This is a genomic window from Hyphomonas sp. CY54-11-8 (assembly GCF_000682735.1).
GTDB lineage: Bacteria > Pseudomonadota > Alphaproteobacteria > Caulobacterales > Hyphomonadaceae > Hyphomonas.
In genome coordinates, this window is the sequence record NZ_AWFD01000023.1 from 89120 (window position 1) to 113731 (window position 24612).

Annotated in this window: 21 protein-coding genes; 9 read left to right on the forward strand and 12 right to left on the reverse strand. The window is 59.1% G+C overall.

Annotated features, from left to right (window positions below; genetic code table 11):
• Positions 1 to 11 precede the first annotated feature (11 nt).
• Positions 12 to 359, reverse strand: a complete 348-nt coding sequence (locus tag HY17_RS11660) for a hypothetical protein (protein WP_034766702.1) — start codon at positions 357 to 359, stop codon at positions 12 to 14.
• 20 nt (positions 360 to 379) lie between these two features.
• Entirely contained in the window at positions 380 to 904 is a 525-nt protein-coding gene (locus HY17_RS11665) for a hypothetical protein (protein ID WP_034766703.1), read from the reverse strand.
• 240 nt (positions 905 to 1144) lie between these two features.
• Here HY17_RS11665 and HY17_RS11670 point away from each other — a divergent pair, with 240 nt between their 5' ends.
• Together HY17_RS11670 and HY17_RS11675 are read left to right on the forward strand one after the other, a co-directional pair.
• Positions 1145 to 2683, forward strand: a complete 1539-nt coding sequence (locus HY17_RS11670; protein WP_081813114.1) for an AMP-binding protein — start codon at positions 1145 to 1147, stop codon at positions 2681 to 2683.
• Between the two features lie 11 nt (positions 2684 to 2694).
• On the forward strand, positions 2695 to 3846 hold the full coding sequence (locus tag HY17_RS11675; RefSeq protein WP_034766704.1) for an acyl-CoA dehydrogenase family protein: 1152 nt from the start codon (positions 2695 to 2697) through the stop codon (positions 3844 to 3846).
• A 10-nt stretch (positions 3847 to 3856) separates the two neighbouring features.
• On the opposite strand, the gene HY17_RS11680 is transcribed toward HY17_RS11675, so the two are convergent.
• On the reverse strand, positions 3857 to 5062 hold the full coding sequence (locus tag HY17_RS11680; protein ID WP_034766705.1) for a CaiB/BaiF CoA-transferase family protein: 1206 nt from the start codon (positions 5060 to 5062) through the stop codon (positions 3857 to 3859).
• A 21-nt stretch (positions 5063 to 5083) separates the two neighbouring features.
• A complete protein-coding gene (locus tag HY17_RS11685; protein WP_034766706.1) occupies positions 5084 to 5689 on the reverse strand; it encodes a TetR/AcrR family transcriptional regulator in 606 nt (201 codons plus the stop codon).
• Positions 5690 to 6053: 364 nt separating this feature from the next.
• On the opposite strand from HY17_RS11685, the gene HY17_RS11690 reads away from it, so the two are divergent.
• Positions 6054 to 8468, forward strand: coding sequence for a TonB-dependent receptor (locus HY17_RS11690; protein ID WP_034766707.1), 2415 nt, complete (start codon positions 6054 to 6056; stop codon positions 8466 to 8468).
• Positions 8469 to 8570: 102 nt separating this feature from the next.
• Here the strand turns inward: HY17_RS11690 and HY17_RS11695 are convergent, their stop codons facing one another.
• From HY17_RS11695 to HY17_RS19465, 4 genes are all read right to left on the reverse strand, one after another.
• Positions 8571 to 10109 carry a class I adenylate-forming enzyme family protein gene (locus HY17_RS11695; protein WP_034766709.1) on the reverse strand — a complete coding sequence of 513 codons (1539 nt, stop codon included), beginning with the start codon at positions 10107 to 10109 and terminating at the stop codon, positions 8571 to 8573.
• 14 nt (positions 10110 to 10123) lie between these two features.
• A complete protein-coding gene (locus HY17_RS11700) occupies positions 10124 to 11710 on the reverse strand; it encodes a long-chain-fatty-acid--CoA ligase (protein WP_034766710.1) in 1587 nt (528 codons plus the stop codon).
• A gap of 3 nt (positions 11711 to 11713) precedes the next feature.
• Positions 11714 to 12880, reverse strand: a complete 1167-nt coding sequence (locus HY17_RS11705) for an alpha/beta fold hydrolase (protein ID WP_034766711.1) — start codon at positions 12878 to 12880, stop codon at positions 11714 to 11716.
• A 134-nt stretch (positions 12881 to 13014) separates the two neighbouring features.
• Entirely contained in the window at positions 13015 to 13713 is a 699-nt protein-coding gene (locus tag HY17_RS19465) for an RraA family protein (RefSeq protein WP_051600032.1), read from the reverse strand.
• 87 nt (positions 13714 to 13800) lie between these two features.
• Between HY17_RS19465 and HY17_RS11715 the strand changes: the two genes are divergently transcribed.
• From HY17_RS11715 to HY17_RS11735, 5 genes are read left to right on the forward strand one after another with little or no spacing between them, the layout of a single operon-like run.
• The gene (locus HY17_RS11715; protein WP_051600033.1) at positions 13801 to 14868 is read left to right on the forward strand and encodes a phosphotransferase; all 1068 of its coding nucleotides are present in this window, start codon (positions 13801 to 13803) and stop codon (positions 14866 to 14868) included.
• Positions 14865 to 16148: a phosphopyruvate hydratase gene (gene eno, locus HY17_RS11720; RefSeq protein WP_034766713.1), complete on the forward strand. Its 1284-nt coding sequence runs from the start codon at positions 14865 to 14867 to the stop codon at positions 16146 to 16148. The genes HY17_RS11715 and eno overlap by 4 nt, the downstream gene beginning before the upstream one ends.
• On the forward strand, positions 16135 to 16800 hold the full coding sequence (locus HY17_RS11725; protein ID WP_197020277.1) for a GntR family transcriptional regulator: 666 nt from the start codon (positions 16135 to 16137) through the stop codon (positions 16798 to 16800). The genes eno and HY17_RS11725 overlap by 14 nt, the downstream gene beginning before the upstream one ends.
• Before the next feature lie 10 nt (positions 16801 to 16810).
• Complete coding sequence (locus HY17_RS11730; RefSeq protein ID WP_034766715.1) at positions 16811 to 17752, forward strand: 2-hydroxyacid dehydrogenase; 942 nt, start codon at positions 16811 to 16813, stop codon at positions 17750 to 17752.
• Positions 17753 to 17784: 32 nt separating this feature from the next.
• The gene (locus HY17_RS11735; RefSeq protein ID WP_034766716.1) at positions 17785 to 19122 is read left to right on the forward strand and encodes an MFS transporter; all 1338 of its coding nucleotides are present in this window, start codon (positions 17785 to 17787) and stop codon (positions 19120 to 19122) included.
• A gap of 10 nt (positions 19123 to 19132) precedes the next feature.
• Here the strand turns inward: HY17_RS11735 and HY17_RS11740 are convergent, their stop codons facing one another.
• Positions 19133 to 20986 (reverse strand): DUF3604 domain-containing protein, encoded by a 1854-nt coding sequence (locus HY17_RS11740; RefSeq protein ID WP_081813117.1) that lies wholly within the window; start codon positions 20984 to 20986, stop codon positions 19133 to 19135.
• A gap of 4 nt (positions 20987 to 20990) precedes the next feature.
• Positions 20991 to 21563, reverse strand: coding sequence for a VOC family protein (locus HY17_RS11745; protein ID WP_034766718.1), 573 nt, complete (start codon positions 21561 to 21563; stop codon positions 20991 to 20993).
• Positions 21564 to 21761: 198 nt separating this feature from the next.
• Between HY17_RS11745 and HY17_RS11750 the strand changes: the two genes are divergently transcribed.
• Positions 21762 to 22988, forward strand: a complete 1227-nt coding sequence (locus HY17_RS11750) for an acyl-CoA dehydrogenase family protein (RefSeq protein ID WP_034766719.1) — start codon at positions 21762 to 21764, stop codon at positions 22986 to 22988.
• A gap of 27 nt (positions 22989 to 23015) precedes the next feature.
• Here HY17_RS11750 and HY17_RS11755 read toward each other — a convergent pair whose 3' ends face one another.
• The gene (locus HY17_RS11755; RefSeq protein WP_034766720.1) at positions 23016 to 23435 is read right to left on the reverse strand and encodes a helix-turn-helix domain-containing protein; all 420 of its coding nucleotides are present in this window, start codon (positions 23433 to 23435) and stop codon (positions 23016 to 23018) included.
• Positions 23436 to 23730: 295 nt separating this feature from the next.
• On the reverse strand, positions 23731 to 24612 hold the full coding sequence (locus HY17_RS11760) for a hydroxymethylglutaryl-CoA lyase (RefSeq protein ID WP_034766721.1): 882 nt from the start codon (positions 24610 to 24612) through the stop codon (positions 23731 to 23733).

Genomic DNA, 24612 nt, shown 5'->3' on the forward strand with positions numbered 1-24612 from the left:
AAGCTGACGGGTCAGCCCTTCTTCTTCCGGCTGAGCTTTTCCCATGGCAGCTTGACGGTCACGGGCTCCTGAATCCACCCGCTGCCCCGGCCATATTGCGCATCGAGCCGCATGATCCAGCGATAGCTGTACCAGGCAAACCAAACCGTTGAGGCAATGGCCAGCACAAGAACGAGCCAGCCATTCGGCCAGGGCTCGTGGGCCAGGAACACCTTGATCGCCCAGTAACCGAAGAACAGATAGGCATGAATTCCGATGCTACCGAGCACGCATATCTTTAAATATTTAGCCGGCGTCCCGGAAAACGGGATACTTGCAGAAATCTCTTCACTTGCGATCGAACTTGGTTGGTCGGTCATGATGGGTCCTCCCCTGCAGATCAGAATGGTTTGGTAATGGCGAGGTAGAGAACGATCATGGCAGACACCATGATGGCCGGGCTGGAGAGCAGCAGGAACCACCAATGGTGCTGCACCGCCCGCTCATATCCGACGGCGTCCCCTGCTTCGCGATAGCGGTGCTTCGCTCCGCCGAAATGGGCGAGATAATAGTCGGTCACCTCAATCGGAATGAAGATGCCTGCGACGAACAGGAGCTTCAGCATCAACCAGCCGACATGCGCATTGAACCCGCCTGCCCAGAACAGGAGTGGGCCGGTGATCAGGATGACTGGAAAGGCAAAGTGCTCATAGGAAGCGCCCTGGTCGAATCGCTCCATCATCCAATTCCGGAGACGGACGATTTCCTGATCCGTCGGGTTCCGGCGCCACGCCTTGAAGACCGGCACAAGGTAGAAGGCATAGGCGACAGATGTACTCCACACCCACACCATCACGGCGGTGAGATGGATGAATTTCAGCTGGAGATAATATTCCCCCAGAAACATCCGGATGGGTTCGAGCATTTTCAATCACCTCCCTGATCATTTTGACGCTGCTTAAGCTCGGAGCGAATTATTGTCAATAAACTTGACGATTATGTTTTCCGCACGTAATGCTTTCCAAAGCGTCGGGGAGGACGCGAAAGAGGATCTGCCCGCAGAGAAACGGGCCGGCGTCACACCGGGCCTGAACCGGGCACACTCTCTCGCCTCACCTGCCCGCAACGACCAACCAGCGCATGCGCTCAGGACAGGCGGGCTCACATGGCATCAGCATCCGAATGGACGGGACTCCGCCTACTTGGCGACACCGCGACGCTCTCCTCGCAAGTCAGGCACTTTGCACAGAGGAAGCCGGATGCGCCGGCAGTACTGGGCATGACCGGCAGCCTCCGCTGGCGGGAGTTGGACACATGCGCAGACCGGCTCGCAAATGCGCTGGACAGGCTCGGAATGAAGAAAGGGGACCGCCTCGCCTGGCTTGGCCGGAACAGTCTCATCTTCCCCATCGTGCTGCTGGCTGCGCGCCGGGCGGGCGCCGTCCTGACAGGACTGAACTGGCGCCTCTCTCCGGTCGAACTCACCCGCATTCTCGATCGGACCGAACCTGCGCTTATCGTCGGTGACACCGAATTTGCGGGCAGTGTGCCCAGTCGATTCCGGTTCGTCGATACAGAAGCCGGGCTTGGCGCGTTTGTCACCGGAGCCAGCACGGAAGCTGTCGATCGTTCCGAACCTGGCGACATTTCCACCCTGTTCTTCACCTCCGGCACGACGGGAGAACCAAAGGCCCTCGCCTACACAAGTGAAAGTGCAGACCGGATGATGTTCGCGCCGAACACCTTGGCCTTCACACCAGACGCGCGTCTCCTGATTGTTGCGCCCGTGTTTCACACAGCAGGCTGGTCCTGGACGCTGTATGGTCTCGCGGGCGGGATGACGCAGATCCAGCTCTCCCAGGCCAGCCCGGCCACCATGTTCGATGCCATGGAGCAGCTGGGCGTGACGCACGCCCAATGGGTGCCGGCGATCCTCTCCGATTTGCTCAAGGAGAATGAGGCGCGCCAGATTCCGAAGGGCCAACTGAAAATGGTGGGCTATGGTGCCTCCCCCATCGCGCCATCGCTGCTGAAGGCCTGCCTCGACACATTTGGGTGCGAGTTCACGCAGGTCTACGGCATGACCGAAACAATCGGCCCGATCACCCATTTGCCGCCGTCCGCACACCGCAATCCAGACCCAAGGGTCAATCAGGCGACAGGCACAGCGGGGCCTGGCGTGGAAATTCGTATTACCAACGCCGACGGGCTGGATGTGGCACCCGATGAGACGGGCGAAATTCTCGTCCGCCTGCCCTATCCGGCAGCCGTTCGCTGGTCAGCCGATGGGACGGTTGCCCCTGTCGCGGACGCGGAGGGCTGGCTGAGCACAGGCGATGTCGGGCACATTGATACGGATGGCTTTTTGACGGTGACCGACCGGCTGAAGGACATGATCATTACAGGTGGGGAAAACGTCTATCCGGTCGAAGTGGAGAAGGTGTTGTCCGGCCTGCCTGGCGTGGCGGATGCCGCCGTCTTCTCAGTGCCCGACCCGAAATGGGGTGAACGCGTGGTGGCCGCGATTGTGCCAGTGACCGGAACACGGTTCGCCCCTGACGCCACGCTCGCGCTCTGCCGTCAGCAGCTCGCGCATTACAAATGCCCGACTCGGATTTTCGAGGTCAGCGCCCTGCCACGCAATGCGACTGGCAAAGTGCTACGACAGGACCTGCGCAACTCACTTGTCCCAAACAATACCTGAAAGCGATTTCAATGACCCCACATGCCGGCGGCAGCCAGTTTGCCGAAGAAGACCTGTCCATGTTCCGCGAGAGCGTGTCGCGATTTCTGGATGCGAATGCGCCGCCGGAAAAGGTGGCGCAATGGAATGCAGACAAGGTGGTTGAGCGGGACCTCTGGCGCAAGGCCGGGGAATTCGGAATGCTGGGCGCGACCGTTCCGGAAGCGTATGGTGGGCTTGGCGGTGACTTCCGCCACGAACGTATCCTGATCGAGGAGATGGGCGCCCGCGGCCTGGAAGGCTGGGGCGTGGCCGTCCACAATATGATCGTTGCGCCTTACCTGACCGCCTATGCCACCGAAGCCCAGAAACAGGCCTGGCTGCCCGGTGTGGTCGCCGGAAACATCGTGCTGGCCATCGCAATGACGGAACCCTCCGGCGGATCGGATCTCGCCAATTTGCGCACCCGCGCGCGGCTGGACGGCGACGAATGGGTGATCGACGGCCAGAAGACATTCATATCGAACGGTCAGACGGCCGACCTCGTTGTCGTCGCCTGCCGGACGGGCAGCGATGGCGCGAAAGGTGTTTCATTGATTGTCGTGCCCGGCGACGCAGAGGGATTCGAGCGCGGCCGGAATCTCGACAAGATCGGCCGGGATGCACAGGACACATCGGAACTGTTCTTTTCAGGCGTCAGGGTTCCGAAAGACAATTTGCTGGGCGGCGTGCCGGGTGAAGGCTTCAAGCAGATGATGACGATGCTTCCGCAGGAGCGGCTCGTCATTGCCGCCATGGGGCTGGCCATGCTGGAACGTGCCCTCCAGCTGACCATCGACTATACCAAGGAACGCAACGCCTTCGGAAGAACGCTGATGGATCTGCAGAACACGCAGTTTACTCTTGCTGACATCAAGACTCAGGCAACCGTCGGACGCGCCTTTATCGATCAGTGCACCAACAAGCATTTGCGGGGCGAGCTGGATGCCGTGACCGCCTCCATGGCAAAGCTCTGGATTTCAGAGACTGAGGTCGCCAGCATCAGCCGCTGCCTGCAGCTTTTTGGTGGCTATGGCTACATGAACGAATACCCGATCGCCCAGCTGTTCCGGGACTCGCGCATCGACACGATCCATGGCGGCGCCTCGGAAGTCATGAAGCTGATCATCGCGCGCACCCTTTAAGGGTCCGCACTCAGACGATCCCGCTGCTGCGCAATTTTTCGATCTGCTCCGGCGTCAGGTCCAACAGTTCCGTCAGCACCTGCTCAGTATGTTCGCCGAGCTTTTCCGGCCCGGTCCAACGTACAGACCCCGGCGTAGATGACAGTTTCGGGAAGACGTTCTGCATCTTGATCGTGCCCCAGCGCTCGCTCGCAAGGTCCACCAGTGCTTCACGGGCAGCGTAATGCGGATCGTCCAGCATGTCGCGAGCCCGGTAAACTTTCCCGACCGGCACGGCGTGCTCGATCATGACGGCCTCAACCTCATCAATCGTGCGGGTCTTGGTCCAGTCATTGATGAGATCATCCAGCCCCACCTGGTTCTCACCGCGCGCGACATGGGTCGCGTATCGTGGATCGTCTTTCAGCTCCGGCCGGCCCATGGCATCGCACAGCCGTGCAAACACGGTGTTCTGGTTGGCGGCGATGATCACCATACCGTCCGACCCATCATAGATGTTCGACGGTGCAATTGCCGGCAGGTACGATCCGGAGCGCTCACGCGTATAGTTCTCGATCGTGTATTCCGGCACGAGCGATTCCATGATGGCCAGGATGGATTCGTAGATCGCGGCATCGACGACCTGCCCCTCCCCTGTCTTTTCCCGATGATGGAGTGCAGCAAGTGCGCCCACAGTGGCGAAAGTTCCCGCCAGCGTGTCGCCGAGCGAGATACCGGCGCGTGATGGCTTCCGGTCAGGTTCACCCATCAGGTAGCGCACCCCGCCCATTGCCTCCCCGACCGAGGCATAGCCGGGACGCTTGGAATACGGGCCCGTCTGACCGTAACCGGAAATCCGGATCATGATGATCGATGGATTCTCCTTCTTGAGGTCCTCGTAGCCGAGCCCCCATTTTTCCATCGTCCCCGGACGAAAATTCTCGACGATGAAATCAGCCTGACGGACCAGCTGGCGGACGATGTCCTGGCCCTCTTTTTCCCGCAGATTGGCCGTGATGCATCGCTTGTTGCGCGCGCAAACAGACCACAGCAATGGGTATCCCGTGCGCCCCCAGGTGCGGAGTGGATCACCCTGCCCCGGCGGCTCCACCTTGATGACATCGGCGCCCATGTCCCCGAAAAGCTGCGCGCAGAATGGCCCCGCAATCAGCTGGCCCAGTTCCAGGACACGAAGTCCCGCCAAAGGTCCCTGAGGCGTTGTCACCGTCTTGTCCATTTTTCCCTCTGTATTTTTTACTCAGACCTTCAGGCCCATCGTCAGTGATTTCGCGAAAACGGCCGCGACTTCCTCGCCCTTGTTGGAGGCACTCGGCCGGAACCATTTAGGCACCCAGTTCACAGCACCGAGGATCGCATTGCTGACCATGGCGGAATTGTCGGCCTTCAGTTCGCCTGCCTTTATGCCGGCATCGATGATTGCCGTTATCCGTCTTGTATGTTCCCGCGACCGTTTCAGCAGTTCATCCTTGTGCGCCTTGGACAGCGCTGGGATTTCGGAAAGCATGGCCACCGGGCCTTCATCGCCACAGACCGCCTCAACCTGATACTGGATATAAAGCTGGAGTTTTTCGAGGTCGGTTTCACCTTCTTCCAGCGCGCGGTCGAGCGCGGCGCCACCAATGTCCAGCGCGCGGCTGTAGCAGAGATAGATCAGCTCTTCCTTGTTCTTGACATAGTAGTAGACCGCGGCGTCGGTGATCCCCAATTGCCGGGCCACGTCTTTCAAGGAGGTGCCGCTCGTGCCTTTTTCGTTGAAGCACTGCGCTGCCACCTTCAACAGCATGTCCCGCTTCAGCTGATGTCGAAGCTGACGGTCAAAATGCCATTTATCCGGTGCGCTCATATCGTTATCCCTGCCGTGTTTCCCAAGCGCGGAAGGTGCACGCGACACCCTCTGCCCCGACACGCCCTACGTTTCCGGGACCCCAATGGTTTATTTAGTACACTCTAGATTTTCTTAGCAAGACATAAAAACCATTTGGCCGACACCTGCAGGCACTTGGCTTCATACTGGGGGACTTGCCGGGTGTGACACGACGATCACGCCGAGAGAAAAAGTCCAAAAACTTTACAAAACCACTTGCAAAAACTTTCTGCCCGGTTTGTATTTTAGTGGGCATTAGAAAAAGTTGCTCATGACAAGAAAATTCTGGTAGCCGGATCTAACCGGCACCCCCGGTGTTTCCGGGATGAGGGAGGTAACAACCATGAAACAGAAGCTCTACGGCTCATCCAGCCGAGCTGTCGTCGGCGCCGTCCTCGGAACCGTCGCGATCGCCCTGGCTGCCCCTGCCCATGCGCAGGAAGACACGACCAGCGAAGATGGCGCCCGCCGCCTGCAGGCCGTGATCGTTCAATCCACCAAGCGGGATACGACCCTGCAGGACGCACCGATCTCCATCGGCGTTGTCACGGGTGAAACCATTGCGGACTACCAGGTTGCCGACCTGACGGACCTGCAGAATTTCGTTCCCAACCTGACCGTCCAGAAGACGTTCGGCTCTTGGGCCGTGCGTATCCGTGGCCTCGGTTCCGGCGTTACGAACATTGCGTTCGACTCCTCGGTCAGCATCTTCAATGACGGCGTTTATTGCGGCCGCTCCAGCTGTCTGGAGACCGGTCTGATGGATGTCGGCGCGGTCGAAGTCGCACGCGGCCCTCAAGGCGCCCTGTTCGGGAAAAGCACGATCGCAGGGGCCATCACGGTTTCCAGCGCCCGGCCGACAAGCACGTTTGAAGCCTATGCCAATGCCGGCATCGAACTTGAAGACGGCGGCTATCGGACCTCCGGCGCCATTTCCGGACCGCTCTCCGATACAGTCCGCGGACGCCTGGCGTTCCAGACGAAAAATCTCGACGGCGACGTGAAGAACGCCTTCACTGGCAACGACGACAACTCCGTAGACGCCTGGGGCGCACGCGGAAGCCTGGAATGGGACATCACGCCGGATACGATGCTGTTCGCAAAAGTCGAGGGCGGCTCAAACTCCGTCGACGGCCGCCGCAACCAGCTGGTCACCGCAGGCGCACTGCTGTCTCCGACGGCACCGATCAATCCGGCCTATATCGAGACGAACGCTGATCAGGTGCGGTATGCCGCGACGGGCGTTCCGGTCCCGGAATATGACGATCTGGATTCCCTCGCTTTCACGACATCGCTTTCTTCGATGATCGGAGAGCACAAGCTGGAGCTGATCGGCAACTACTGGCAGACAGAGTCTGAACGGTACCTGGATGTCGACGGTGTGCCGGAACACCTGCTCAACACCTCAATCGGTGATGACTATGAGCAGAAATCCTTCGAGGCACGCCTGCTCTCCCCGACCGGCAACACGTTCGAGTACATCGTTGGTGGCCTCTATCACAACTCGGAAGTCGATACGTTCCAGTACAGCGCCTATTCTCCGGGGTTCTACGCGACGGTCGGCGTGCCCGCGATCGCGTACAGCCAGATCGACGGAGCCGTTGCGTCACTCCGAGAATTCCATCGCGAAACGGACACGGTGTCGCTCTACGGACAATTGACCTGGCACCTCACCGACAAGCTGAGCCTGATCGGGGACCTGCGCTACACCAAGGAAGACCAGGATGCCCGGGCGCAGAACCGCCATGCAGACCTGCCGGATCTGGTGAACCTCGTCTTCAATCCGAATGCGCCATTGCGCAGCAATCCGGAGTTCATCTTCTACGAGTCCCGGTCGGACACGAACACCGATCCATCCATCCGCCTCCTGTACGAGATGAACAATGACGTTAGCATGTATGCCGCATTCTCGACCGGCTCGAAGCCGGGTGGCATGAAAGCGAATGACGACGCTCTTGGAACGATCCTTCTGTCCAAGGACTCCGCTTTCCTCTCGAAATACGCCGGCGTTTCCTCGCTGACGGCAGCCGAGCTAAACGACGGGATCACCCTGTCGGAAGGAAATGGCGTGTTCGATTTCGAGGGCGAAGAGGCTGACAGTTATGAAGTCGGGACGAAAATGTTCCTGGCCGATGGACGGGTCAGCCTGAACGCCGCAGCTTTCCTGATGAAGTTCGACAATATGCAGACCTCGTCCTATGACGGCACGCGCTTCATCATCGGAAACGCGGCGTCGGCTGAAGTGAAGGGCGTCGAACTCGAAGGCCAGTGGCTCGCAACGGACAATCTGACCTTTAACGCATCGGCTGCCTTCACGGATGCGACGTTCGACGAGTTCAAGAACGCCCAGTGCCCGATCGCATCTGACGGAACTCAGGAAGATCCGGCCTGCGTGGACGGTCAGGGAGACCTCAGCGGCCGCCAGATTGAACGCGCCCCGGAAGTCGAGCTGAACATCGGAGCGGCATGGACGAAAAACATCACGCCGAACCTCGTCCTCGATGCCAAGGTCGATGGGTACTATTCCAGCGAATACTATGTTCGCCAGGACTTCGATCCAGCCGGCTTCCAGGACGCCTTTACCAAGCTGAACGCCCGCCTGGCAATCGGATCGGCAGATGATCGTTGGGAAGTCGCACTGGTTGGCCGGAACCTGACTGATGAGCTGACCATTCAGCACGCCTACCAGGTGCTGTCCTCGTTCCAGTCACTGGGCGAAGGCCGGAAAGTCTTCCTCGAAGGTACCTTGCGCTGGTAGCTCCTCCTAAAGCCCGGCAAAAAGGCGAAGGCCGCTCCATCTGGAGCGGCCTTCTTTCTTTTCGTCGAGATTTGGTCAGCGTCAGGCGACTCCGCCCTGCCGCTATTCGTATTCGTCGCGCAGCACGCGCTTCAGGATTTTTCCATTCGGATTTCGGGGCATATCCGAACGGATCTCAACGCGGGCAATCCGCTGGCGTTTGCCAACCCGTGTGTTGGTCCATTCCAGGATTTCCGCCAACAGATCCGGTCTGCTGCCCGGCTCCGGCACAATGATGCCGATGGGCGTTTCGCCCCATTTCGCATCCGGTACACCGATGACGGCAACTTCAGAAACCGCGGGGTGTCCCACCATCACCGCTTCGATATCCACCGGATAGATGTTCTGGCCGCCGGACACGATCATGTCTTTCTTCCGGTCGGTGATGTAGAGATAGCCAGCTTCATCCGTGCGTCCGATATCCCCTGTCCGAAGCCACAACACTCCATCCGGGTCTACATACTTGATCTCTTCGGTGGCTTCAGGACGGTTGTGATATTCCACCATCCAGTGCACGGAGCGAACGCAGATCTCGCCGGTCCCGCCCCAGGGAAGAACCCGGCCATCATCGTCGACAAGGATGTAGTCATTTCCGCGCACAGGCTTCCCGACTGATGCTGTCCGCCCTTCCGCCTCTTCCGGTTGCAGCGTTGTCATGAACCCCTCGGTCAGTCCGTAGAGTTCGATGACCGCACACTTGAACTGCTCGCCAACCCTCCGCTTGAGGTCCTCAAACAGGGGTGCGCCGCCGGAAATGACAGCTTCAAGTGACGCAACGCGTTCCGACCGGAAGCCCGGCGCATCCAACACGCGCTGAAACTGGATCGGCACCATGAACGTGTGCGTCACGCCGTAGCGTTCGACACAGTCCAGCCAGTCGTCCACATCGAACCGTGACCGCACCACACAAGTTCCGCCTACGATCAGGGCACAGAAAAGCGATGCCCAGGCAATGTTGGAATAGAGCCCGATCGGGCAGATCGAGATGGCTGCAAAATGATACCGGTGAGCAAGCGACAGCTCATACATGGATTGTATACGCCGCCGGTAGGCATGTTTAATGCCTTTGGGCAGTCCCGTCGTGCCGGAACTGTAGATGATGTTACACGGATCATCTTCGCCGATCTTTACCGCGGGCTGGCGATCTGACTGTGAGTCTCTCCAGGTACGGAACTCATCAGCCGTGCCGCTTGCTTCGCCGAGCACAAACTCCGCTGGCCGGCCTGAGGGGAATTCCTGTTCCTTGAACCGCCCGAACTGGTCAGGCGTGTAGAAAATCGCCTTCGCGCCGGAGTCCTCGATCATCCGGACGAGGCCTTCCTCAATCACGGCGAGGTTCAACGGCACAATGATCGCCCCGGCCTTCAGGATACCGTACATGACTTCGACATATTCGACGCCGTTCGACATCAGGATGGCAACGCCGTCACCTTTTCCAATACCAAGCGAAAGCAGCCCGTTGGCAACCTGGCTGGAACGCCGGTCAAGCTCCCCCCAATTGAGCGTTCCGCCCTCATCGATAATTGCGGGCTTGTCCGGATACCATTTGCCATTCAGGCGAATGAAATCGTGGAATAGTGGGGGCGTGATTTCAAAACTCACAGCGCACCTTTTTTTCAGCTGGCCAGGTCGGCGAAGTCCAGTCGCATCTGCCGCTTCAGCACCTTGCCGGTCGCGTTGCGGGGGAAGCTGTCCACGAAGGTATATTTCCGCGGTATCTTGTAACCTGCGAGGCGGGGCCGAAGGAACGACTCAATTTCTTTGGGATCAGGGCGCACACCGGCTTTTGGCACAATACAGGCGAGCAGACTTTCCCCCCATTTGGAATCAGGGATACCAATCACCGCCACATCTTCGACATCCGGGTGCTGAATGAGTTCATTCTCGACTTCGACCGGGTAAATATTCTCACCGCCGCTGATGACCATGTCCTTGATCCGGTCGACGATATAGAGAAACCCCTCCTCATCGAAATAACCGGCGTCCCCGCTATGATACCAGCCATCCTTCAGGGCGTCAGCCGTCGCTTCGGGCTTATTCCAGTAAGATTTCATCACCCGGTCTGTCTGGCAAAGAATTTCGCCGATCTGGCCGGGCGGCAGTTCCACGCCATTCTCATCCACAACCTTCAGACGGGACGCGCCCAAAGGTTTGCCCGCTGATTTCAGTTTCGTGCCCGCATCATAGGTGCAATCCGCAGGGCCAAGATATGTCAGCCCTCCGCAACATTCTGTCATACCATAGGAGAGTGCGAACCCGCATTTGAGGACGCTTTGCGCTTCCCTCAGCAGTTCGACCGGGATGCCGGAGCCGGCGATCAGCAATGTGTCGAGATGCGTCAGGTCGAGATTACCCACTTCCGGGAGCCGGATGATGTCATGGATCAGGGCAGCCGGAAGCGGTGTCACGGCAATCTTGTGATCCGCGATCAACTCAATGACTTCAGCCGCGGACGCCGCGCGGAGGATTTCCGCACGCGCGCCGGCATAGAGGCCCGCCAGTCCTAGATTGCAGGCCGCAATGTGAAACAGCGGCATCGTGCACAAGACGGCCGCATCAGGACGGAACATCGCCGGCCAGACAGACAGGCCTTCAATCGCCGCCCGAACCATGGCGTGGTGGGTAATCTCTACGCCTTTCGGATGACCCGTTGTGCCGCTGGTGTACATCTGCACCGCCGTCTCTTCCGGGATCGGCGGGTCCGGCAGACCGCCCGCCCCCGGTGAAGCGCCTGCCCATCCGGACAAGCCCTGCCCCGCATCGATTGCGACGACTGTCTCCAGATCACCGGCATCCGATCGAGCCGCCGAGACGATGTCCAGAAACTCTTCCCCGGCAAAGATGAGCTTTGCGCCACTATCACGCAGGATATAAGCGACCTCCTTCGGAGCGAGGCGGAAATTGACCGGAACCAATGTGGCACCGGCCTTAGAGGTCCCGAAGAGGATCGGGAAAAATGCATCGGAATTCTTGTCGAGAAACGCAACGCGGTCTCCCCGGCCGACGCCGGCCTTCCCCAAGGCCCAGGCAATCCGGTCGCTGAAATCGTTCAGTTCACGGTAAGTGAGTGTCTGGTCCTCGTAGACAATCGCCATTTTGCCCGGGGTCCGACCGGCATGGCATCGCGGGAAGTCTGCGAGCGTTTGAATGTCGGGGTCTGCGATCTCCTCAAGAGACCGCGTTTTGCGGTCTTCGGATGCCATGTCTTACATCCCGTGTTTCTGGAGCCAGTTTGCGCAGGTCTCGGCTGCCTCGACCGCTTTCTCCTGCTGGCCGAAGAAATAGTGGTTGGCATCCTGGATCCACACCAGTTCCTTGTCGTCATGCGAGACCGCCTCATAGAGGCGTTTGGTGTGCTCCGGCGTTATGCCGTCATCTGCGGTGTTGCCGACAACAAGCACGGGCACGGAAATTTTCGCGGCGCATTTCACGCCGTCTGCACGCGCGTCATCATAGCTCCACTGCGAGAGCCAGCTGCGCAGCGAACAGAACCGGGCGAGCCCCACCGGGCTGTCGTTGACGACTTCAGGATCACCCAGGAAGCACCAGTTTGGTTTGCGTCCATTCGGGTCGATCGTGGGATCCAGCCATTTCGGGTCCGCCATCGTGCGATGGACAACGAAGCCGTATTCCCGGTTCGTCTGGCCGGCGGCTTTGTATTCCGCAAGCTTGTCTTTCACCCATTTCGTAATGCGTCTGTTCCGGTCGATCTGCGCCTGGCGGAAGCGCTTCAGGTATTCTGCCGAATATGGCGGCTTGTTGGGGTTACGCGGATCATAGATGTCCAGCTCAACATCGCGGTTCTCCGGGTCGTTCTCATCGATCACGGATGGATCTAGCCATTCTGTGAAAGTCACATGGCGGGCATGGTGCGCTGCGACCAGCATGACCGCATCGGCGGGAATGAAACCGCGCTTGGTGAGATCCGGCGGATCCCCTGCCGGTGTGGACGTCACTGACGGTTGTTCGGCTTCCGACTGGTAGAATAGCGACATGGACCCGCCACCGCTCCAACCACCAAGGACGACTTTCTCGTAGCCGAGACGTTCCTTTGCGTCGCGCACAACCGCGCCGAGATCGCAGACAACCTTCTCCATGATCAGCGCCGTGTCGACACCGCGATAGCGCGTATCGCAATAGATCGTGTGAACACCGCTCTTCGCGAGCGCAGCCATCATCGGCAGGTATGAACCGCCCCCGATCGGGTGGGACCAGATCACCACCGTCTTGGATGGATTGTCCTTGGGCTTCAGCAACTGGCAGCTGAGAGCAACCTTGTCGATCTCACCGGCATAAGTGTCTTTGAAGGCGGATTTGTCCTCGTAAACGACGAGGTACGGAATCCGGTCGTATTTGTGTTTCGTGGCCGTCATGCGGACCTCCCAGTTTATTTTTCTGGGTCAGAACGTGCGGGCGACGCCCGAAAACGTTACTTTGCCCCTTCAAGAAGTTTTTAATCTACATTAAAAAGATGGCCGGTCAAACGTTTCCGTTGGGTCATTCCGGCCTATTCTTTTGGTATTTCCGCGTGCATAGTCAAAGGACGTACATGTTGCAGACGACGACTGGATTTGGTGGCGGTTTCGCGGCTTTCCCCGGCCTCGATCGCAGCCTTGATATCCGCCTCTGCACGCATGTGAATTTCGGCGTCGTGAATGATCTGCGCCGCATGTTCCTGCGGCAGCACAACCACGCCATCCTCGTCTCCCAGGATCAGGTCGCCCGGCCGGATTTCCACGTCGCCCCAGATGCCGGGAAGCGTCACCGGACGGTTCATGGCCGTGTATTTCCATTTCCTGTGCGCATTGATGGGCGAGGCGTACCGGCACCAGACTGGAACCGGCCCATCTACCAGCGCCTCACGGTCGCGAACACCGCCATCCAGCAGGAAACCACGGGCGCCAGCACGCACCATGCTCGTCACCATGTTGTCTCCGATGATCGCACCCTTGTCGCATCCATTGGTCGCGATCACCACGACCGCACCGGGCGTTACCAGGTCATCAAGCTCGAATGTGGGAATGGCGGGCTGGCCGCCCCCTTCCCCGCCTTCTGCACACAACGCGACGCCCGCCATTTTCGCGGCGCCAAGCGGGCGAAGGTCCGCAGCAAGCACCTGTGTCTCCAGCCCCATCGCGACCAGGACGTCTGCAATCGCCGCGGCTTCCAGTTCAGAAAGCCGCACCCACAATGGCTCTTCCGTCATGCCGGTTCCTCCCATCGGATTGGCGGGAAGCTGGACACCTCCCCACCTCTGATATATCACCAGTACATCAAGAAGCCGGTTCTGCCAATGGCGGCGCCGGAGCAAATTCTGGGCACAGGCGAGGAGCGCACAATTCCAAACGTACCAGCCCCCATCTGCAAAGCGCTCCGGGAGCTGGGGCTGACACACGCCACAGGACAACTTTTCGGCGAGCCCCTGAGCGGCGGCGTTTCATGCGATATCTGGCGCGTTGACCTGCCAGAGGGGCCTGTCTGCGCCAAAAGAGCACTCGCGAAACTGAAAGTTGCCGGTGAGTGGTTTGCCCCTACCAGCCGTATTGATTTTGAAGCGGCCTATTACCGGTTTGCGCGCACAGTCGCACCAGGCGTGACACCGGAAGTTCTGGGGCATGATCCTTCACGCGGTGTTCTGGTCACGGAATACCTCCCATCATCGGAATACACGGCCTGGAAGGAAGAATTGCAGAACGGGGTTATCCGGACAGACCTTGTCCGGCAACTCGCCCTGGCGCTTCGGCGCCTGCATGATGCCAGCCTTGCAGACTCCCAGGTGCACGCGGCCTTCACCCAACCCGACCTGATCCATGCCCTGCGCCTGTCCCCTTACTTCCTGGCAAGCGTTCCAGCGAACCCGGAACTCGAACACGAACTCACAGGACTCGTGAAGCTGTTTGAGGAAAATCGCCACTGGCTGATCCACGGGGACTTCAGTCCAAAGAACATTCTTTTCGGCCGGGACCACCCGGTGATCCTTGATGCAGAATGTGCCAATACCGGCGATGCGGCCTTCGACCTTGCCTTCTGCAGCGCGCACCTCTGCCTGAAGGCTGCCTGGAAGCCGCAGCACGCCTCCAAATACAAAGCGGCCTTTGACACCTTCCATACAAACTACTTCGCAGCCGGTACCGATCACGACCTGGACGCCCGCGCAGCAAGATACCTGTCCGGTTTCCTGCTCGCCCGCATGGATGGGAAGTCTCCGGTTGAGTACATCACCGCCCCTACCGACAAGGCGGCCATAAGAAATTTTGCCTGGAACCATCTGAAGCAAGCGGCAACTTCTCTGCGCGCTTTGGCCGACGAATGGTTCTCCGACTGGGCGCCCCATTCCGATAAAGGAGAGACACAAGCGTGAGCCACCTCGACATCGCATCCATGGAAGGCCGTCAGGTCTGGGACAGCCGCGGGCGGCCGACTATCGAAGTCGAAATCCGGCTATCGAATGGTGCCGTCGGACGCGCCATCGCTCCTGCGGGAGCCTCCACCGGCGCAGGCGAAGCACTGGACCTTCGGGACGGCGGCGCGGCATTCGGTGGTTATGGCGTATCAGAGGCCATGGCCGGTCTTCGGAACGAGATCATTCCTGTACTGATCGGATTGCCGGCCGACCAGCAGGAACTTGTCGATGGCACGCTTGAGGCGCTCGACGGAACGCCACAGCTCAGCCGTCTTGGCGGCAATGCGCTGATCGCAACATCGCTCGCCATCGCGCATGCAGCAGCCGCCGGACGGGATGAGCCGCTCTGGTCCTATTTCGCCATGGGCGACGCTCCGCTGATTCCGGTTCCGGAAATACAAATCTTCGGCGGCGGCGCGCACGCCGCGGGGGCCATGGACCTGCAGGATTTCATGGTGGTTCCTTTCGGCGCGTCCAGCTTCCGGGAAGCACTCGAATGGGTTGCTGAAATCTATCTTGCGGCCGGAGATCTGGTCGCGCGGAGGGGGGCAAGCGTAGGTGTGGCGGACGAAGGGGGCTATTGGCCGGTGTTCGACAGCAATGAACAGGCACTGGACGCCCTGCTCATCAGTATCGAGAAAGCCGGATTTGATCCGGAGACACAGGTCGGCATGTCGATCGATGTCGCCGCCAACCAGTTTTTCCGCGATGGATCCTACATTCTGAAAGCAGAAGGCCGGGCCCTCTCGACGGAAGAATGGTACGATCAGGTCGCTGGCTGGGTGCGATCCTATCCGATTGCGATGATCGAGGATCCTTTCACCGAAGACGATCACACCTCCCACCAGAAATTCACAGTCGAGTTCAAAGATAGAACACAGATTGTGGGAGACGACCTACTCGTCACCAATCGCGTGAATGTAGAAACGGCGATCGCAGACGGTTCTTGCACAGCCCTGCTCTGCAAGCCGAACCAGGCGGGCACCCTGACCCGGACAAAGAATGCCTTCGATGCAGCAAAGGCCGCTGGAATGGGCACAATCGTCTCTGCCCGGTCTGGCGAAAGTGAAGATACGACGATCGCCCATCTCAGCGTCGGCTGGGCGTCTGGCCAGTTCAAGGTCGGCTCATTCACACGATCGGAACGCATGGCGAAATGGAATGAAATGCTGAGGATCGAGGAATCTCTCGGCGCCAGGGCAAAATATGCTGGAGGGTCAGTCCTTGGCCGAAATTAACCCCTCCCCCACGCCTCAATCACGCCCCTTGTCGGAAGATGCCTACGAGCAGCTTGAGGAACTCATTGTCACGATGGAACTCGCTCCGGGCACGCTGGTGACGGAGCAGGAACTTGCCCAGCGCATCGGGTTGGGCCGCACGCCCGTCCGGGAAGCGGTCTTACGCCTCTCGAAAGAATACCTGATCCTGATCATGCCCCGCCGCGGCCTCAGGATCGCACCGATTGATATCCGCCAGCAATTGCGGCTGGTTGAAACCCGGCGCGCATTGGAGGTTCTTGTTGCAAGCCATGCAGCCGAGCGCGCCAATCGGCAGGAACGTGCAGTGTTCCAGTCTCTCGCGAAATCATTCCGGAATGATGGGCGGAAAAGCTACCGCCGATTCCTCAAGATCGACCAGAAATTCAATATGGCGGTCGCCGCCGCCTGCGACAACGAGTTCGCCGTCAACGCGCTTGGATCCCTACACGGACTTTCTCGCCGCTTCTGGCACTATTATGCCGGACATGAAGACGACCTCGGTCTGGTTGCCGAAATGCATGCTGAGGTCGCCGAGGCTATCGCGGTGGGCGACGTAAAACGCGTTACCGAAGGTGTGACAGCCCACATGAATTACATCCAGGCATTCACGCGCGCGATGCTGAAGGACTGAGGGGTTCAAGATGATCAAGGTGCTCTTCCACTATGAAGCGGGCCCGAACCTGCTCGCAAAGCTTGATGCACTCAAGGACCAGAATATCGACGTGACCTGTTGCGACCAGTCAGACGACAAAAAGTTTGACGCGCTTCTGCGGGAGACCGACGTGCTGTGGCACGTGCTCCGTCCGGTCACGGCCCATCATATAGCCCGTGCACCATCGCTGAAACTGGTTCAGAAGATCGGCGTGGGAGTAAACACGATAGATCTGGAGGCCGCAAAAGCGTACGACGTTGCTGTCTGTAACATGCCCGGAACGAATAGCCGGGCTGTCGCGGAAATGACGCTTCTGCTGATCCTCTCGGCGCTCAGACTCCAGCCGCGTCTCGACGCCCTTTGCCGCAGCGGGCAATGGATTCCGGATGAGACGACGCGGGAATCTCTCCAGGAATTGCATGGCAAGACTGTCGGCCTCGTCGGCTTTGGAGACATTCCCAGACTGCTCGCGCCTATTCTGGAGTTCATGGGCGCAAAGGTGATCTATGCGTCGCGGTCAAAAAAGGACGTGCCGTATACGCATGTCTCGCTCGACACGCTGATCTCGCAATCCGACATCGTCTCGCTGCACATCCCGCTCAACGAAGACACCCCCCACACAATAGGCGCTAATGAGCTCAGCTGCATGAAGCGCGGCGCAGTCCTGATCAACACAGCACGCGGCGGACTGGTCGATGAAAGCGCGCTCTACGCTGCACTCAGCTCAGGACATCTGAAAAGCGCCGGTCTGGACGTGTTTGATCCCGAACCTGCCGCCGGCACAAACCCGCTGTTCCAGCTCGACAATGTTATCCCGGCGCCGCACATCGCCTGGCTCACCAACGAAACATTCGACCGCAGCCTCGAAGTTGCGGTCGCCAACACGCTGGCTGCCGTCCACGGACAGCCCCTCCGCCACCGTGTGGCCTGAACAAGATAATACAAAAAGAGGAAACACCGCCCATGGCGACCGAACACCAAGCACCTGTTGCAAGATCCGGCTTCTATGCCTGGTATGCTGTCATCATTCTGATGCTGGCCCAAACGGTTTCCTTCATTGACCGAATGATCATGGGCCTGCTGGTGGGTCCCATCCGTCAGTCCTTCGATATTTCGGACACGCAATACAGCCTACTTGCCGGATTTGCTTTCGCCATTTTCTACTCGATCATGGGGATCCCGCTGGCGCGCATCGCAGACCGAAGCAGCCGCAAACACCTGATCGCGATCGCCATCACATTCTGGAGCATCATGACCACGCTGTGCGGTATGGCGAAGGGATTCACTTCCCTGTTTATCGCGCGCATCGGTGTCGGCGTCGGCGAAGCTGTCCTGTCACCAGCGGCCTATTCCATCATCACGGACTATTTCGAGAAGAAGTCTCTCGCCCGGGCGCTCAGCGTCTACACACTCGGCGTAACGATCGGCTCGGGCCTTGCCTATGTCATCGGTGGATGGGTTGTAACGATCGCGATGAACGCGGGTACGGTCGTCCTGCCAATGATCGGTGAACGTGAAGGGTGGCAGCTTACCTTCTTCCTCGTTGGTCTGCCCGGATTGCTGGTTACCTTCCTGGTTCTCCTGATCCGTGAACCCGGACGCCGGGGACTGATAGAGACGGAAACTTCCAAGAAAGGCGTTTCGCTGAAAGACGCGCTGAAATTCGTCATCAGCCGAAAGCGCGCCTTGTTCACGCATATTCTGGGCGTTTCTCTCTTCGTCATGGTCGTGTTCAGCCTGAACATCTGGGGGCCTGAATACCTGATGAGGACGTTCTCCTTTTCTCGCGGAGATGCCGGTCGCACGTTTGGCGTTCTGATGATGATCGCCGGCACCACAGGCCTGCTGACTGGCGGCGCCCTTGGAGACCGCTGGTTCGCCAAGGGAATTCCCGATGCCTATAGCCGGGTGATCCTGTTTTCGATGGCTGGGATGTGGCCATTCGTCGTTGCGCTCGGCTTCGTCAGCACACCCTTGCTCGGCCTGATCTGTCTATCGGTTGCGGTTTTCTTCTCTGCTTTTCAGGGCGGCATCGCCGGCGGCCTGATACAGCTGATGGCGCCGAACCAGCTCCGTGGGCAGACCGTTGCGCTCTACTTCCTGGTCGCGAACTTCATTGGGATGGGACTCGGGCCCACAGTGGTGGCGAGCGCAACAGACTATGTGTTCCACAGCGACGCCGCCCTCAACAAATCGCTCGCCCTGTGCGGCGGGATTGTGATCCCGCTCGCCGGGCTGATCATGCTCTGGGGTTTGCCGGCGATCCGGAAAGCCGTTGAGGAAGCCAGGACCTGGGAATAGAGGCCGGAGCCTAGCGCGTGGGCAGATGCCAGATCGGCGATGCCCACGCATGTTCCTGTATCATGACGTCGGCATCCGGGAATTCTTCGCAACGTCCCGCTTCCTGGCACAGATAAGAAGACCATCTGGGAGTCGGGACTTCGGTCACCCGTGCATACCAGTATGAAGGGGCTTCAGGATCGAAATCCGGGTCAGACCAGACCACACATGCGTTCGCTTCGCCTGCTTCGCTCGTCCAGACCGGAATGACCGCTTCTTCATATCTGTCACCAGACAGCGAGCCTTTGATGACCTCGATTTTTTGCAGAGGGGCCTTGTCGCCTGTTACGGCGACCCGGAACGTCGCTGTCTGGCTGGCCTCCGGCAAGACGCTGCCCATGGACGTGCTGCCAGCAACCGGTGCAAGGGCGCCACCTGCCAAACAGGCAGGCACCTCCCCTCCTGCCGAAGCATCAAAGCGCAGCGCGATCCGTGGACCACTCGTGGCATAGGTTTCCCGGTTTTTCAGCGCGTTGAAGATGTCGTCGCGTGTGTTCTGCTCCGCCCAGACAGCAACGAGGCCACCGGGATTGAAGCCTATCCGACTCATATTGCGTTCGAAGTTTCCGATGCCAAACACCGTTCCCTGCCATTGGTCTTCTTCCACATAACCACCCAGCCCGGTGTGACTGTCAGTCGAGCCGATAAAGCCGACCTGCAACGGATTGCCTTCGGCATCCTGCCGGTTGGCATAGGTTATCAACCCGCGTCGCAGGAGCCCCCGTGCATAGGTCGAGCGCATCTGCTCCCACTCTTCTTCTTCGAAATCCGCGAGCGGTTTCGGTCTGGAGTGAGACGTAATGTAGTTTTCATAGCTGCAATCCGCCGAAGTTTCGCGGTCTGCATATTCCGGCAGGCATTCGCTGGTGCCTTTTTCCTGCGTGATTTCCACCAGGCGCTCATAGCGCGTTCTCAACGCCAGCGTACGTTCGCTTTCCGTCTCAACGTCAAAGCTCTTGCCGTCTCCCATATTCATGTTGTGCGCGATTGTAATGGCGTCGCACCCATCCTCAGCCCGGCATCCCGCCTCAAGCTTGGAATAGAGCTGGTCGATTTCAGGAAAGCGGAGATAATCGACCGGAGTGGGCGTCACCTTGTCGCTCGCAAAGATGATGTTCCGATGCGTGTGGGAGTAATTCGGTGTGGCCGACCACTCAAACCCGTTCAGCGCCGTGAATGTGCACGGATCATCTGCTTCATTGGTCTGCTGCTGCAACCGCTCCCATTGGCTGAGCAATGCGCTGTCACATGCAGCTGGGTCTTCTGTGCAGATATCTGCCTTCGCAGGCTGCGCTTGTGTCAGCGTCGGGTTCACAAAATCCCGGAAAACAGTTGCCCCGGTTTCCTGAGTGCTCTGGTCTCGAAGCTTCACGCAGTATGGATGCGCCGACATACGCGGGTCGGTGCAGGTATACATAAGGTCCAGCCATTCGGCATGGTCGGTCACCGCCATGAAATCGAGCGGGCGGTCGAGCTTCACCTCTCCTGCCGGTGACCCCACAGGGTTTCCTTTTGCGAACCGGTAGGCTTCCGCCGGCGTGCGCAGCGTCCCGAACCCATACGCATCGAGTGAATACGCCGTATGGACATGCAGGTCGCCCCAGAACACCTGCTTGTGCCCGGGGCTGTAGCCCGGGCAGCTCACCTCTACGGAGTCAGCCGAGTCGGCGTCGACGGAGGCAATCCCGCTATCCGATAGGTTCCCGGCCGATGGGGTCCCGGACTGGCTGCACCCAGCCAGTACAAAGCTTGTACCAATCAACGCGATCATGCCGAAGGGCTTGCCGGAGGCCCGCCCTTCCCGTCTCGTTCTATCCGCAGTCATACGATCAGGCGTGATAGAATTCTGAGACTTCCCGCTTGTCGAGGGCCTCTGCCCCGAACAGTTCCTCTTTGCGCTTGCGGGTTTTCTCAGTCCACTCACGTGTAATCTTCCGCGCGTCAGATTCTTCTTCGTCCAGGATCTTCGTGTAATCTGGCGTGCGGCAGGTGATTTCGCACTGGTAGCCGTTCGGGTCGTAGAAATAGATCGACTTCACGAAACCATGGTCGACAGGCCCGGCACATTTAATCCGCGCATCCTTGATCTTGCGTTTCCAGACTTCGAGGTCCTCGAGATTGTCGATTTCGAATGCGACATGGACGTCGAAGCTGTCTTTCTGCTCAAACTGGTCCGGCTTGACCGTGTACGGCTCATCAAAGAACGCGACCATCGATCCATCTTCCATTTCGAAGAAGAGGTGCATGTATTCGCGCTTGATGTCCGTGCCGGAGACCTCTTCGAAGGTGAGGGCAGCGCGATACCGCAGTCCGAGCACTTCTTCATAGAACCAGCGCGTCTGCTCGGCATCGCGGCAGCGGTACGCCGCATGGTGGATGTTGGTCAGCTTCGAGAGAGACATGGCTATTTCCTCCGATTGCGCGTTCGTCCGGTTCGCGCGTCCTGTTTGTGTTCTTGCCTTGCACACTACCTAAAAAGCACTGTGCGGCGAATTCCTGTTCGCCTCAAATTCAACCCGAAACGCAATTTTTGTCAATAACATTGACATTTAAGGCCAACTCGACACTCTGCGCGCCAGAGGGAGACAAAGGGAACACTTATGGCTGACACAAACGCTGCCCCGGTCCGGAATACAGAGCAGCTGACCGACGAGCTGGTCGAACGGGCCCGCGCAATTGCGCCGGCCATTGCTGCACGCGCAGAAACGTCCGAGCGCGACCGACGGGTCGCCGACGAGACAATTGCAGATGTCGCTGAGGCAGGTCTGTTCGAAATCCTGGTCCCACAGCGCTATGGCGGGCATGAGCTTGGCATCTCTTCGATGGTGAAAGTGATGAAGGCCCTCTCACCGCTTGATGTGTCGACCGGCTGGACCCTTGCCTTCTACATGGTTCACAATTGGATGTGGTGCCTTCTGCCGGAAGAGGCGCAGAAGGAAATATTCGCCGATGGCCCGTCACGTCTTGGGCCGGTAATGGTGGCACCGACCGTAAAAGCCCAGCCTGAAGCAGGGGGTTACCGCATCAATGGGCGCGCAAAATGGGGCACCGGCTCCTCCCACGCGCAATGGTGCATGGTCTCTGGCATTGTCGAGGAAGACCTGCCTGAACCCGTCGAAGGCCAGCCCCCTCGCCCGCCTGCCGTACGCATGTTCGCCATGCCCTGGAGCGAGGCCAAACTGGAAGACACCTGGCGCACGTCCGGCATGGCTGCAACGGCCAGCCATGACGTGATCTTCGACAACATCTTCATCCCCGCCCATCGGGTGATGGACGCCACGCCCGCCCGATCCGGCGAAGCGGAAGGCGCGCAGATTCACGACAGCAGCGTCTACACCTCCGCTTTTACACCCATGCTCTGCGTTGCGGCACTGTCGGCAATCGTCAGCGGAACGCTCGGCGCGGCAGGTCACGCAGTCGAACGGGCAAAAACATTCCTCAGCACCTTTTCCGGACGAACGAGCGTCGACAATCCAGCGCTCCAGATTCGGCTCGCCAAGGCAGACCTGGCTGCGCAAACCGCATCCCGGATGATCGACGCGCTGGCACAGGAAATTGAATCGGACGCCACGATGCCGCCGATACCGCTGGAAAACCGGGCCCGTCAGCGTGCGATGTCCTCCCATATTGCATCGATTTGCCGTGACGCGGTGACTCTGCTCGCGCAGGGATCTGGCGCCAGCGGACACATGTCGGACTCACCGATCCAGCGCGCTTTCCGGGACATCAACATGGCGTCCTGCCATGTCGTCTTCGACCAGGACCCAACGATGGAATTGCACGGGAAGATGCTTGTGGGACGGCCGCCGCCAATTATCCTGGCGTAACCGTCCGATCACGTTTTCAGATGGGCATCAGGACTCGTCGAAGATCGGCGGCGCGTCCCAGTTCCAGTCTTCCATTGAGTAGAGCATCTCGAGTGTCTTGCGCCCGCCACGGCGCGCGAGTTCGCCCTCGAGGCGCCGCAGTATACTGACGGCATCGCGCCGCATGGAATTTCCTTCCCGCGCGAAGCGGACGATCTTGCAGCGCTTGTCACAGGGATCGTCGTCCAGTTCGACGAGTTTTTTGTCCACCAATTGCGAAAGTGTCTGATTAATGGCCTGCCGTGTCAGTCCGAGATTCCGGGAAACCTCAATCGGCCGGACAATGCCAACCGACACGAGCAACATGACCTGCGATTCCGTGCGGGACAGCGGCGGCCAGCCACGGGCTTCCATGTTTTGCTGCAGCCCTTTGTCCAGCCAGATGAAGGCGCGCAAAAACTCCCACATCAACAGGGGATCCTGAGGTTGCCCCGCCTCTGATTTCGTCAGCGGCCGCCTGGCGACCGTGTCCTTATTCGTGAGAGTTCCAGCCATGGTTCTTACCCACCTTTCCCAGATGTGATCGTCTTCCGCCAGCAGCTTGGCAACAATCAGATTCAGCGCGCACTGTGCACGGAGTTGAAAATTCTGGCAAAAACAGTGCGCAGTTGTGTCTTACCAACACAGTATTCTTCGTCGCAGAACATCGCAAAAGGACTTTCCTGCGGGACCGCATCCGCCTACGGGAAAGGCCTGCGCAAGGTCAGGCGACGCAATCAATTGCTTCTTTCCCAAGCAATCTCCGAACCCAGCGTGCCGTATCTGCGAGCTGTGTCCTGTCGAGGCCGATTGGCGTTCCCGCGCGCTCGAACATATACGCAACATCCTCGCTGCTGACATTGCCCGCGGCACCGGGCGCAAAAGGGCATCCGCCAAGTCCGCCGACCGACGCGTCCACCGTTTTCGCCCCGGCCCTCACGCCGGACCAGACATTCGCGATACCGGTTCCCCGTGTATCGTGAAAATGCAGCCTGACCGGGATCGGTGCGACCGCCCTGACCACACGGCTGACAAGTTGTTCCACTTCGAGCGGGGCCGCCACACCGATTGTATCTGCCAGTGCGATCTCCCGCGGATTTGCCGCGGCGAGTTTGCGGGCAATGTCCACGACCCGGTCATGGCTGATAGCGTCCTCAAATGGACAGCCGAACGACACCGCAATCGTCGCCTGGCCTGATACGCCATGGGCCTGTGCCAGACGGATGATGTCGATCGCGGTCGTCACCGTCCCATCAGCGTCCTGCCCCTGATTGCGCTGACCGAAGGTATCTGAGGCGCAGCAAACTGCACCAAGCTCAGCCAACCCCGCTTCCAATGCTCTCATTGCACCGTGCTTATTCAGAACAAGGCCGATATAGGTGACATCGTCACGCTGGCGGAGACCCGCAACCACCGCTTCGGCATCCGCCATCTGCGGCACGCGAGCGGGATTGACGAAACTCGCCACCTCGATCCGACGGGCGCCAGCCTGAATCATCCGGTTTACAAGCTCGATTTTTTGCTCAGCAGTCAGAGTTCTTTTCTCGTTTTGAAGTCCGTCGCGGGGAGAAACCTCGACGAATTCCGGAACCTCGATCTGTGACAT

What these genes read in the sequence shown, in the direction of transcription:
- HY17_RS11750 (WP_034766719.1), top strand. Translation starts at nt 21,762, where the DNA reads ATGGCTGACACAAACGCTGCCCCGGTCCGGAATACAGAGCAGCTGACC.
- HY17_RS11675 (WP_034766704.1), top strand. Translation starts at nt 2,695, where the DNA reads ATGACCCCACATGCCGGCGGCAGCCAGTTTGCCGAAGAAGACCTGTCC.
- HY17_RS11755 (WP_034766720.1), bottom strand. Translation starts at nt 23,435, where the DNA reads ATGTGGGAGTTTTTGCGCGCCTTCATCTGGCTGGACAAAGGGCTGCAG.
- HY17_RS11760 (WP_034766721.1), bottom strand. Translation starts at nt 24,612, where the DNA reads ATGTCACAGATCGAGGTTCCGGAATTCGTCGAGGTTTCTCCCCGCGAC.
- HY17_RS11665 (WP_034766703.1), bottom strand. Translation starts at nt 904, where the DNA reads ATGCTCGAACCCATCCGGATGTTTCTGGGGGAATATTATCTCCAGCTG.
- HY17_RS11660 (WP_034766702.1), bottom strand. Translation starts at nt 359, where the DNA reads ATGACCGACCAACCAAGTTCGATCGCAAGTGAAGAGATTTCTGCAAGT.
- HY17_RS11670 (WP_081813114.1), top strand. Translation starts at nt 1,145, where the DNA reads ATGGCATCAGCATCCGAATGGACGGGACTCCGCCTACTTGGCGACACC.
- HY17_RS11705 (WP_034766711.1), bottom strand. Translation starts at nt 12,880, where the DNA reads ATGACGGCCACGAAACACAAATACGACCGGATTCCGTACCTCGTCGTT.
- HY17_RS11685 (WP_034766706.1), bottom strand. Translation starts at nt 5,689, where the DNA reads ATGAGCGCACCGGATAAATGGCATTTTGACCGTCAGCTTCGACATCAG.
- HY17_RS11715 (WP_051600033.1), top strand. Translation starts at nt 13,801, where the DNA reads ATGGCGGCGCCGGAGCAAATTCTGGGCACAGGCGAGGAGCGCACAATT.
- HY17_RS11690 (WP_034766707.1), top strand. Translation starts at nt 6,054, where the DNA reads ATGAAACAGAAGCTCTACGGCTCATCCAGCCGAGCTGTCGTCGGCGCC.
- HY17_RS11730 (WP_034766715.1), top strand. Translation starts at nt 16,811, where the DNA reads ATGATCAAGGTGCTCTTCCACTATGAAGCGGGCCCGAACCTGCTCGCA.
- HY17_RS11680 (WP_034766705.1), bottom strand. Translation starts at nt 5,062, where the DNA reads ATGGACAAGACGGTGACAACGCCTCAGGGACCTTTGGCGGGACTTCGT.
- HY17_RS11700 (WP_034766710.1), bottom strand. Translation starts at nt 11,710, where the DNA reads ATGGCATCCGAAGACCGCAAAACGCGGTCTCTTGAGGAGATCGCAGAC.
- HY17_RS19465 (WP_051600032.1), bottom strand. Translation starts at nt 13,713, where the DNA reads ATGACGGAAGAGCCATTGTGGGTGCGGCTTTCTGAACTGGAAGCCGCG.
- HY17_RS11740 (WP_081813117.1), bottom strand. Translation starts at nt 20,986, where the DNA reads ATGACTGCGGATAGAACGAGACGGGAAGGGCGGGCCTCCGGCAAGCCC.
- HY17_RS11735 (WP_034766716.1), top strand. Translation starts at nt 17,785, where the DNA reads ATGGCGACCGAACACCAAGCACCTGTTGCAAGATCCGGCTTCTATGCC.
- HY17_RS11745 (WP_034766718.1), bottom strand. Translation starts at nt 21,563, where the DNA reads ATGTCTCTCTCGAAGCTGACCAACATCCACCATGCGGCGTACCGCTGC.